The sequence below is a fragment of the Arenibacter catalasegens genome (assembly GCF_002909235.1).
GTDB lineage: Bacteria > Bacteroidota > Bacteroidia > Flavobacteriales > Flavobacteriaceae > Arenibacter > Arenibacter catalasegens.
This window is the reverse complement of sequence record NZ_PHQQ01000010.1, coordinates 23,341-34,580: the sequence shown is the minus strand read 5'-3', so window position 1 is coordinate 34,580 and position 11,240 is coordinate 23,341. Positions and strand designations below refer to the sequence as shown.

Below are 11,240 nucleotides of genomic sequence, written 5' to 3'. Positions count from 1 at the left end.
AGCATTTTAAACGTTCACGATAATGGGCAGGTGAACGAGTTGCACTCCAGCTTTTTCAAGAAATTGCAAGCCGGAATTATCTTTATAGGCTTTCTGATATACTACACGTTTTATGCCAGACTGATGTATTAATTTACTACATTCCTTACAGGGTGACAATGTAATGTACAAGGTTGCACTTTCACAGGACTGGGTAGAAGAGGCTACCTTGGATATGGCATTGGCTTCGGCATGTAAAACATACCATTTGGTATAACCCTCCTCATCCTCACATATATTTTCAAAACCAGTTGGAGTTCCATTGTAACCATCAGAAATAATCATCCTATCCTTAACAATGATGGCCCCGACCTGTTTGCGCTTGCAAAAAGAGAGTTTTCCCCATTCACTCGCCATACGTAAATACGCTTTATCGTACTTTTCTTGTTTACGTTCTTTCATTCAATAATTTTTCCCAATACCGCATGGGACCATTTCTAAATATTGTGCCTATAGACTCCTATTTACCTATTCCATTTGGTTTGATTACCACAAAGATAAGGCAACTGTGTATTGAAAATATTAGCCAATAGGGATTAAATCAACTTTAGTTCTTACTAAGATAGATGCTACCTACAATTCTCACAATCTTGAAAGGTTAAGATTTAGCCAAACTCTCTCTACCAAGGAAACGTTGTAATCAACATTGGTATTGTAATTAATAGTACAATAATCGACATTATTTGGATAAAATAGGGTTGTTTCACCTTAAACAAGGATCTTACAATGTAATTGCCCGAAAGAACAGTCAATAGAATTAATATTTGGGACATTTCTATCCCGGCCGCAAAGCCCAATAAGGGTGAAATTTTTTCCTCTTCCCCTGCCATCAACATCTTAAAATAATTGGAGAACCCGAAACCATGAACAAGTCCAAAGAAACCAGTAGCCACTATGTATGCCACCAAATTTTTCCGATCCGTAGCTTTCCTAGAACTTATTAAATTATATATCGCCGTAAAAAATATAGTGACTGGAATCAAAAATTCAATGAGACGTACATCCACAGCCACCACCTCATATACAGATAGACCAAGTGAAAAACAATGGGCAATTGTAAATACGGTAGCGAGCACCAATACTTTTTTCCAATCCATAAAGGTAAAAGGTATGGTTAGGGCCGCCAAAAACAATATATGGTCATAGGCATCCAAATCCAATACATGTTCCAAGCCCAACTGGATATAAAACCAAAAATCTCCCATGCTTAAAAATTAATACAGATATATTTAATTTTCATGAACAAAATTATTAAAGACCTCTCTCTTGTTGAATAATTTCATAGGCCTTTTGAACCTCCTTAAATTTTTCTTCAGCCCCTTTCTTAATGGCTTCGTTTTCTGTATTTACCCTATCCGGATGATACTTTTTAGCCATTGTTCTATAGGCCTTCTTAACCTCTTCATCCGTTACCGATTTTTCAATCTCCAAAATCTTGTAGGCATTGTCGGCCGATTTGATAAACATAGCCTTAATACTTTCAAAATCGATCTGACTTACCCTAAAATATCCAGCAATTTCCGAAATTTTGTTTATCTCTGCAGGACGCAAGGTTCCATCTGCTTGGGCTATGCCGAATAAAAAATGCAATAACTGAAGTCTGACCTCATATCTGGTACGCTGATTTAGATAGGTACATATACGCTCCGCAGAGACTTCCCTTTTTTTAACTACTTCGTTAAAGGTCTTAAAAATAGCATTGGCTTTTTCCTTGCCATAAGTACCGACAAAATATCGCCTAACGTAATCCATCTCGGTCTGACTTACAGAACCATCAGCCTTTATAACAATGGAACAAAGTGAAAGTAGGTTAATCTCAAAATCGGCAGGCGATACATTTTGCTGTGTAATATCCCTAAAAACAGATCTGGCACCTCCACCCCCCGAGCTTTTCAGATTATCGAAAAAGCTACCAATAATAAACCCTAGAATAGCCCCTGGAAACCTAAAGGTGTAATATCCCAATATTGCTGCAAACCATTTAATCATCTCAATACAAAATTTTGGCAAAGATATAATTTTAAGGTACAACAGAAGGTCTAATGAAACGTTAAGTATTCCATTGGAATGACCTAAAATGGTTATCTTTGACAACTTTAGTAATAATCCAATAAAAACAATACTATGTATCCTGCAGAATTAGTAAAACCAATGAGACAAGATTTGGCTGTTGCCGGATTTGAAGAATTATATACGGCCGATGCTGTCGAAAGCGCTATTAGCAAAAAAGGAACTACTTTGGTAGTGGTTAACTCGGTTTGCGGTTGTGCCGCCGCCAATGCACGACCAGCTGCCAAAATGAGCCTGCAAAACTCAAAAAAACCAAATCATCTGGTAACCGTGTTTGCTGGGGTAGATACCGAGGCCGTTGATGCGGCGAGGAACGCTATGATTCCTTTTCCTCCATCATCACCTAGTATGGCCTTGTTCAAGGATGGCGAATTGGTACATATGATAGAACGTCATCATATAGAAGGAAGACCTGCAGAAGTTATAGCAGAAAATTTAATGGAAGCCTACAACGAATTTTGTTGATTAATTGGGATCTATTTAATATTCTGGAAATATTCTTGAATGAAACCGCTCTGTAAAAGAGCGGTTTTTTATTTTTGTAACATGCAAAAAGTATTGGCATTTCCTTTGTCGGCCCTTTATCTCATATTATTTGGGCTCACTTTAATATTATTTCATCCCATTCAATGGGTCTGCTTTAATTGGTTTGGTTATGACGCCCACAGAAAGAGCGTCGCATTATTGAACCTTACTCTAATGCGATGTACCCATATCCTTGGCACCCGTTATTCTTTTAATAATCCCCAAGACATCCCAACAAATAGGCCAGCTATTATAGTGCTCAACCATCAAAGTATGCACGATATACCTCCGGTTGTTTGGTTTATGAGGAAACATCATCCCAAATTTGTTAGTAAAATGGAATTGGGCAAGGGCATACCAAGCGTTTCCTACAATTTGAGAAACGGTGGATCGGTACTCATTAACCGAAAGGACAGTAGGCAATCCCTGTCGGAAATCGCAAAACTAGGAAGTTATATTGAAAAACATAAATACTCTGCCGTGATATTCCCAGAAGGCACAAGAAGCAAAACTGGCCAACCCAAAAAATTCCATACTACTGGATTAAAGGTGCTGTTAAAAAAGTCGCCCTCTGCCGTAATAATCCCCATTAGCATTAATAATTCCTGGAAAATGTTAAAATATGGCAAATTTCCCTATGGACTTTGTAACCACATTACTTTCGACGTACACAAGCCAATGGAAAATTCTGGAGATTTGGAAAATCTCATTGATAGCGTTGAAAAAACCATAACCCAGGCCATAATTCCATCTGCATGACCAATACACAGATTGTTGAAGAAACTATTGCTTTTGTAAAAGAAACACTAAAGGGAGCAGAAGGGGGACACGATTGGTTTCATATACAACGTGTCTTTAAGAATACGCTGCTTATAGCAAAAGATGAAAAGGTAGATGTCCTTATAGTTAGTTTGGGGGCACTTTTACATGATATTGCCGATGCAAAGTTCCATGGCGGGGACGAAACTGTAGGACCCAAAATAGCCTCCGGATTTTTAACTTCTTTACAGGTTGATAAAAAGGTTATAGACCATGTGGTGAAAATTATTGAAAACATCTCCTATAAATCTGGTTTGGGTTCCAAAAATTTATTTACCTCCAAAGAACTTAAGGTAGTGCAGGATGCCGACCGCCTGGATGCCATTGGCGCGATAGGAATTGCCCGCGCCTTCAACTATGGCGGGTTTAAGAACAGGGAACTCTATAACCCGGAAATTGCCCCCAATTTAAATATGGGCAAGGAGGAGTACAAAAAATCCAGCGCGCCTACCATTAATCATTTTTATGAAAAATTGCTGCTCCTAAAAGATAAAATGAACACCAAATCTGGCAAGAAATTGGCTGAAAAAAGGCATCAATATATGCTGGATTATTTGGAGCAATTCTACACGGAATGGAATGGAAATGCCTAATGACATTGAATTAATATAAAGCTCCATTGGCATTTAAATCTGAGTGCGAACCTAGGAATTCAAAAATGGATTCTTAAAAATCTAGGTAAATGCTGGAGAATACACATTAATAAATCGTCGGCAATTCATGCCAGGAAATTAATTAAGTAATCAGATCAATTACTATTCGAATAAAATCCAATTTACATTAAACCATTAATTACGATCTTCGGTTATTGATTATCTATCATTTCTTTTCTTAATTGTACCATTTTATTTAAGAAATGTTTTTGTTCCATTTCATTCTCCGTAAGGTCGATGGCATTTTTTAACGCCACTAATGTTTCCACTTTACTTCCTAATTTTAATAAAAGTTCCGCTTTAATAGCATAATAAAGGACACTAACCTTGAAATATGTATTGTCTTCAAATTCTAAAAGCTTACTCATTGCCATTTTAGCCCCATTTACTTTATAATATGGCACTATCCTGTTCAATTGTACTACAGGGGAATATTGTCTCTTTAACTGTAAATTATATAAATTCAAAATGCTATTCCAGTCCGTTAATTCGAATGTCTTAGCAATGCAATGATAATATGAGACAGCTGCCTCCAAATGGTAATTGGACGGCTCAAGAACAGCTTTGGATGCTTTTTCCAAATGCTCTATGCCTATAGCAATTAGGGTTTTGTCATATTTTGTTCTATCCTGATGTTCCAAATCCACCAATTCCCTAGCTTCATTTACCCTAGCTTCAAATCTAGAGGTATGAAAACACATTAAAGCAAGCAGGGCATTTACATTGGGTCTATTGCAATATTCATTTTCACTCAACAAAAGAGCCAGTCGGATAGCTTCCAAACATATGTCCCTTTTAATGATATCTGAGCCGATGCTCGAAGCATAACCCTCAGAAAATAGTAGGTAGATTACCTTTAAAACAATAGAAAGCCTAGATTGCAAGCCCATTTCAATGGGAATATCCAATGTAGTGATATTCGAATTCAACTGCTTTTTAGCCCGTGTATATGATTTTGCTACTGATTCCTCCTTTTTTAGTAAAGCCTTGGCTATTTCCTTGTTACCAAAACCACCTATTAACTTTAAGCTTAAAATAATTTGATAATCAACGGAAAGTGAAGGGTGACAACATGCAAAGATCATTTTTAATTGACTGTCCGAAATAGCACTTTCCAAAACAATCTCTGGAATACTGATGTAATTTTCTACTAAAATAGTCTTGTCATATGCCTTAAGTAGCATTTTCTTATCTCTTCGGAGTGCATCAATAAGATTATTGGTGGCCACCCGGTAAAGCCATGACGTGGGATTATCTGGCAGGTTCTTGTATCCCCATACCTGCATGGCTTTCAAAAGGGCGTCCTGCACAGCATCCTCAATTTTCTCTATATTGCTTGGGCCAAATTTATTTATGAGTACGCCTATGATCTTGCCATATTCATAACGAAATAAGTTTTCTACCTGTTTCTTTGTTTCTGTCATATCCCAAAAAAATAAAAAGCCGTTAGAAAGTAGTTAATTCCCAATGTCCTGTTTGTACATTCAATTTCGCTCAAAGAAATGCCAATTATGAAATTATTGCCATTTCTTGGGAAATAAATATTTCTAACCTAATTAAACACCAAAGAGTCCTACTTTTAAACGACTTTTACCCAGTTTTACTTTTCTACATATCCATGGACATTATTTGCCTTACCTCTACATTTCCTCCATGCTCAAATATTGGACATCCCTTGGAAATCTCCACTGCCCCTTTTTGATCTTTTGAGGCCACAATAAGATAACCGCCAACCACCTCGGAACCCTCAGCAAAAGGTCCATCGGTAATTACTTCTCCGCCTTTTTTTACTACATTACCTTCCTTTGCCAAAGGCAGACCATCCACTAATTGGCCCTTTTCCTTTAATCCGCCCATCCAAGCTCCCCATTTCTGCATATGTTCCTGCATTTCTTCTGGCGTTTGATTGGTTCTTGCGGCATCACCGCCCCTAAATAAAAATAAAAAATTGCTCATAATCTTGAATTTAAATTAACAAAATTGTTTTTATGTTCGCTTTAATGACGAACAGAAACCTCTGCTTTGGACATATCTCGCCATTATTTTCAAAATAACTTTAACTGACCATCCTTATATTGCTCATGAAGACTAGTATCTAATTTAGGAAAGGATTTGTCCTTAAAATACTTATGGCGCGCCAAATGGGCCATATCATTTATTTGCTGTGCAATTTTACCTTCACCTCTATTGCGAATACCAAAACGACTATCGTTTAAGTTCCCCCCATGGCAGTCCGCTATTTGCTGCAATACTTTATTCGCCCTGTCAGGTAAGGTTTTTTTAATCCAATCCTCAAAAATTTTCCCTATGGCTCCATTTAATCTAACCACTGTAAACCCAAAGGACAGGGCTCCGTTAACTGATACCGCTTGGGCCAAATTAAGTATTTCATGACTGTTTATACCGGGAATAATCGGGGCCAACATGGCATTTACCGGAATATTGTTTTCGGATAATATTCTAATGGTCTCCAGCCTCCTTTTAATGGTTGTTGTCCTAGGTTCCAATATACGTCTGGTTTCTTCGGATAATGAGGTTACCGAAATATTTACCCCGATCAAGTTCTCCTTTGCCAATTGGGTTAGGATATCCAAATCCCTTAATACCAAGGCATTTTTAGTAATTATTCCTACGGGATGTCTATATCTCAGAAAAACTTCTAAACAAGCCCTAGTAATCTTAAATTGATGCTCCGCCGGTTGGTAACAATCCGTATTCCCGGAAAGAACTATAGTAGCTGCCTTCCAATTTTTACTTTTCAATTTGGTCTCCAACAAGGCTGGTGCGTCCTTTTTAACTAGGATCTTTCGTTCAAAATCGAGTCCGGCACTGTAGCCCCAGTACTCATGACTATTTCTTGCATAACAATAAATGCAACCATGTTCACAGCCTTGATAAGGATTCAAGGAAAAACTCATGCCCACATCAGGGCTATTTACCTTGTTCACTATAGATTTTGGAAAAATTGGAAGGTACTGTGTCTTATTATGGTCCGCAGTTTCCCCTTCCAAGCGACAGAACTCCAAAAAATCGTCCCTTAATTCATTGGAAAATCGGGCAAACCTATTGTCCGTATTTTGTTGTGCCCCACGGCCTTTTATATACTCTTTTGATTTCAATGATATGGATTTATTCCAAAAATATGGAATAAATCCATATCATTGAAAATGCCATTGTTAATTAACAAAATTGATTCTTCCAATAGTGTTTACAGAAATTCCTCTAATCAAAGTGTAATAGCCTATGGAGTATTAATTTCTACACTCACTAATTGCTTTTTAGAACCTCTTTTGGCATAGTAGAGCATTCGACTATTCTCCTTGTCAATTAACGGCATAGAAACCATTAAAGGGAGTCTAGCTTCTTTGTCATCGATAACCTTCTCATAACTGATCTTTCCATCCTTGTCCAACCTAATCATGAAAACATTCCTATTTCGGCTAAGGCCCTGCCTAAAAATTAGCCTTTCGCCACTTAACAATTGTGGATTTTCTGATGCAGTGCTGATAACATAATAGGTATTATCGCCCCTAGCGCATGAACTATAGGAGGCATAGGCGCCGTCCCCTTGAGTAACCTCCGACTTGTTAATATTTCTGGCCCAGATAATATCTCCTTCCGAATTTAATTTGGCACTGACAATGTCATTGTAGTGAAATCTCTCAATTTTTACCCTGGAACCAGTTGGGTCTTGTTGCACACTCGAAGTTACAAAGTATTCCTCTGCATTGAACAAAATGGAATTATCCTCGGTAACACTAACATCCTTAAACACTAAATTTTTAATTTCTATATCGTCTTCCCTACCAAATTTATCCGCCATAAATTGTTGTGAAAAAGGATTGTATTTTTTAGCGTTGATCGCCAAAGTATTCCTTTCCAGTTCAAAATAGGCCAAGCCATTATATCTATTATCCTTTCTATCGGCATAAAATCCAACACATATTAATTTCCCATTGACCATTATCGGTTTTAAAGCTTCTGAAAATTTACCTGGGTCATCAAAAGTTTGGATACCGGCCCCGCTTTTGGTCACCTTGAGCAATTCATATTGAAATTTACGATCTGTAACAGCAAACCGTTTCTTTTTATAATAGGCCTTACCTACCAAATACAATTCACTTAAATCCTTGGAAGTAACCATGTTTTCAAAAGCATAGTTCTTTTCTTCTATCTGCTCGGAAAAATCGTATTCCATAAGTTTGTTCAAACTACTGCTGAAGAGATATACAAAATGTTTTTCTTCCCTCCCCTTTTTAAAATGTGTACTTATTGCAAAAGCAGATTTGTCCTCATTGAAAAAGGCAGTAGTAGTAAAACCTGATGAAAAATTTCTCTTGTAATAGTTATGGTCCAAAGGCTGAGTTACCTGTTCGGAAGTTATGGAAAGAATAGTCTCTTCTGTAAAATTAAAACTGCTTATTGGACTTCTATGCACCACATAATCGTACGACCCATTACCAAGATTATAGTCCAGCAACAATATATTCAGTTGTCCATTTTTCACAAAGGCATTTACAAAGTCAAGGCCCTTTATCTTGTAATTATATTCCCCCACCAACTCCAAGTCCTCATTGTAGTGTTCTATATAATACCCCCTTGGTTTTAAGATTATTCCAGTGTAATAAGAGCGCACCAAAATTGTACCTCCCATACCGTCATCTGAAATTTCCAATAAGTTGGAGTATTTGTACCTATCGTTATATTTTTCGCCAAAACTATATTTCACAGGCATTTCCTGTGCTTGTGTTGAGCAGAAAAAGGACATAAACACGCAAAGTAACCCAAGATTTTTCCCAATATTCATAACAAGCCATTTAGGGGTATCCTTTAAGCTCCTGGAAAATTGGCTTTTCTTTTTTCTAAAAAGGCCGTAGTACCTTCCTTAAAATCAGAAGTTCCGAAACAACTGCCAAAAGCTTCTATTTCCGCTTTGAACCCATTAATACTATTGTTAAAACCAGCATTTACCGCTTTTATTGCATAGCCAATGGCCACAGGCGAATTATTCGATATCTTACCTGCAAATTTCATACATAGGTCCATTAAATGCTCTTGTTCAACCACATAGTTGACCAAACCGTATTCCAATGCCTTAGCAGCATCGATCATTCCACCGGTAAGAATCATTTCCATGGCCCTTCCCCTGCCTATAAGTTGTGGAAGGCGCTGGGTTCCTCCATAGCCAGGTATAACACCCAGAGAAACTTCAGGGAGGCCCATTCTGGCATTGTGACTGGCTACCCTAAAATGGCAGGCCATAGCCAATTCCAATCCACCTCCCAAGGCAAATCCATTAATTGCCGCTATTACCGGAGTGGTTAGATTTTCCACAAAATTGAACAATTGTTTTTGACCTTTTGCTGCTAGTTTCCCGCCCTCTTTCTCTGAAAAATTAGCGAACTCGGAAATATCGGCTCCGGCTACAAATGCCTTCTCACCGCTACCCCTTAAAATTATAACATTTACATTTTTATCCTTTTCCAAGTCCTTAAATGCATAATGTAGCTCCTCAATTGTTGCCTTGTTAAGTGCATTCAGTTTAGTAGGCCTATTAATGGTAATAGTGGCTACCTTTACTTCTGAAGTAATTAGTAAATTTTCGTATTGCATTGCTTTAATATTAAATTACACCTCGTTTCGTTAAATTCTCAGTATCTACTTTATTGCACGATCCGATCCATTATATTCGCCACGGCATTAGCAATAGGAAACCGAACGGTAAATACGGTTCCTTTGTTGGTGTCCGATGTAAAGTTGATAGTCCCTTTATAGGTTTCCACGATATTTTTAACCATTCCCAACCCGAGGCCCATTCCACTGGACTTGGTAGTAAATTTAGGTTCAAACACCTTGTCCCTAAACTCCAACGGTATGCCAATGCCGTTATCCTCTACGGTCATTTTTACAAAATCCCCATCTTTAGAAACTGTAACCATAACATAGGGCGCCTCCACTTCCACAATTGCCTGTGTGGCATTCTTTACAAGATTGGTCACTACTCTAATTAATTGGGTACGATCCAATTTGGCTATTATTTCCTCTTCATCGGACGAAAAGTGAATATAGTTTTCATCAAAAATGTCAACTGCCATCTTTACGATCTTCACCACATTTAAAGTCTCGTTCTGCTGTGCCGGCATATTGGCGAAATTGGAGAATGCAGAGGCAATACTGCTCATGGTATCAATCTGCTGAATCAACGTTTTTGAATACTCTGAAACCTTTTTTGTAATTTCCGGATCCTTGGGGTTGAACCTACGTTCAAAATTCTGTACACTTAAGCGCATGGGCGTAAGTGGATTTTTAATCTCATGTGCCACCTGTTTTGCCATTTCGCGCCATGCTTGCTCCCGCTCCCCTTTTGCCAATTTTGCAGCACTGATCTCCAGCTCATCGATCATTTCGTTATAGGAGGTAATCAGTTTTCCAATTTCTTCACTTGGATTCTCCACAATGATCTTTTCGTTCCGTTTGGTCAGGTCGGTCTGATTCAATCTGTCCGAGATAGTCTGTAAAGACCTAGTAATGTATTTTGAAATAAAATAGGCAAGTGCAATAGCCAAGAGCAACAAAAGAAGATAGGCTCCCGTAAGCCTTAACAATATTTCCTTTAATTCCTTATCATTAAATGAATTATCCTCAAAATAGGGCAGGTTTAAAATACCCACATGTTTAAATCTTTTGTCGCTTATGTAGGTATAGGAAGCCTGATAATTAAAGCCAGCGGCCGATTTTTGTTCCACATACCTCTTTGTAGGCGTAGAAGCCAAATTATTAAGCACTTCAGCATCCAAGCAAGTGGAAATGGAGTCAATTTCAAATTTAGGCCTAGAACTCTTGATCAATTGGCCTTGTAAATCGTAAATATTAAAATTAATATTTTGTACCAGAGCAATCTCATAAATTTCATCCCTAAAAATAAAGCCCAAATTTTCAGTAGTAACGGGGTAGGTTGTCTTTTGTAGTGCCAAATCAATACTCTGTTTGATCTGTTCCTCCTTCCGTTCCATACGGTCGGCATGGTAGTCCCTGTTTTGTTCGCTGTACTGGTATACGGTAACGGATGCAATTAGTACAAAAGCAATTACTACCCAAAAAATCATTGAGATAAAAATTCGGGAACGCAACGAA

At 37.8% G+C, this 11,240-nt stretch carries 12 protein-coding genes; 3 read left to right on the top strand and 9 right to left on the bottom strand.

Annotation, left to right across the window (positions count from 1 at the left end; genetic code table 11):
• Positions 1–6 precede the first annotated feature (6 nt).
• The 3 genes from CWD90_RS09730 to CWD90_RS09720 form a co-directional block, all read right to left on the bottom strand.
• Positions 7–441 carry a deoxycytidylate deaminase gene (locus CWD90_RS09730; protein ID WP_103475767.1) on the bottom strand — a complete coding sequence of 145 codons (435 nt, stop codon included), beginning with the start codon at positions 439–441 and terminating at the stop codon, positions 7–9.
• Positions 442–659: 218 nt separating this feature from the next.
• On the bottom strand, positions 660–1,244 hold the full coding sequence (locus tag CWD90_RS09725; RefSeq protein WP_103475766.1) for a HupE/UreJ family protein: 585 nt from the start codon (positions 1,242–1,244) through the stop codon (positions 660–662).
• Positions 1,245–1,290: 46 nt separating this feature from the next.
• A complete protein-coding gene (locus CWD90_RS09720) occupies positions 1,291–2,028 on the bottom strand; it encodes a TerB family tellurite resistance protein (RefSeq protein ID WP_103475765.1) in 738 nt (245 codons plus the stop codon).
• Between the two features lie 135 nt (positions 2,029–2,163).
• Here CWD90_RS09720 and CWD90_RS09715 point away from each other — a divergent pair, with 135 nt between their 5' ends.
• The 3 genes from CWD90_RS09715 (at position 2,164) to CWD90_RS09705 (ending at position 4,046) form a co-directional block, all read left to right on the top strand.
• Entirely contained in the window at positions 2,164–2,574 is a 411-nt protein-coding gene (locus tag CWD90_RS09715) for a BrxA/BrxB family bacilliredoxin (RefSeq protein WP_103475764.1), read from the top strand.
• An 81-nt stretch (positions 2,575–2,655) separates the two neighbouring features.
• Positions 2,656–3,393, top strand: a complete 738-nt coding sequence (locus CWD90_RS09710; RefSeq protein WP_103475763.1) for a lysophospholipid acyltransferase family protein — start codon at positions 2,656–2,658, stop codon at positions 3,391–3,393.
• Positions 3,390–4,046 (top strand): HD domain-containing protein, encoded by a 657-nt coding sequence (locus tag CWD90_RS09705; protein ID WP_103475762.1) that lies wholly within the window; start codon positions 3,390–3,392, stop codon positions 4,044–4,046. Before CWD90_RS09710 ends, CWD90_RS09705 begins: the two co-directional genes overlap by 4 nt.
• A 212-nt stretch (positions 4,047–4,258) precedes the next feature.
• Here CWD90_RS09705 and CWD90_RS09700 read toward each other — a convergent pair whose 3' ends face one another.
• The 6 genes from CWD90_RS09700 to CWD90_RS09675 all read right to left on the bottom strand — a co-directional run bounded on the left by CWD90_RS09700 (position 4,259) and on the right by CWD90_RS09675 (position 11,212).
• Positions 4,259–5,530 (bottom strand): RNA polymerase sigma factor, encoded by a 1,272-nt coding sequence (locus CWD90_RS09700; RefSeq protein WP_103475761.1) that lies wholly within the window; start codon positions 5,528–5,530, stop codon positions 4,259–4,261.
• A 184-nt stretch (positions 5,531–5,714) separates the two neighbouring features.
• Positions 5,715–6,062 carry a YciI family protein gene (locus tag CWD90_RS09695; protein WP_103475760.1) on the bottom strand — a complete coding sequence of 116 codons (348 nt, stop codon included), beginning with the start codon at positions 6,060–6,062 and terminating at the stop codon, positions 5,715–5,717.
• Between the two features lie 89 nt (positions 6,063–6,151).
• Entirely contained in the window at positions 6,152–7,225 is a 1,074-nt protein-coding gene (locus CWD90_RS09690) for a PA0069 family radical SAM protein (RefSeq protein ID WP_103475759.1), read from the bottom strand.
• A 122-nt stretch (positions 7,226–7,347) separates the two neighbouring features.
• A complete protein-coding gene (locus CWD90_RS09685; RefSeq protein WP_239986500.1) occupies positions 7,348–8,913 on the bottom strand; it encodes a hypothetical protein in 1,566 nt (521 codons plus the stop codon).
• Positions 8,914–8,936: 23 nt separating this feature from the next.
• Positions 8,937–9,719, bottom strand: a complete 783-nt coding sequence (locus tag CWD90_RS09680) for an enoyl-CoA hydratase/isomerase family protein (protein WP_103475757.1) — start codon at positions 9,717–9,719, stop codon at positions 8,937–8,939.
• A 50-nt stretch (positions 9,720–9,769) separates the two neighbouring features.
• Entirely contained in the window at positions 9,770–11,212 is a 1,443-nt protein-coding gene (locus CWD90_RS09675; protein WP_103475756.1) for a sensor histidine kinase, read from the bottom strand.
• Positions 11,213–11,240 lie beyond the last annotated feature (28 nt).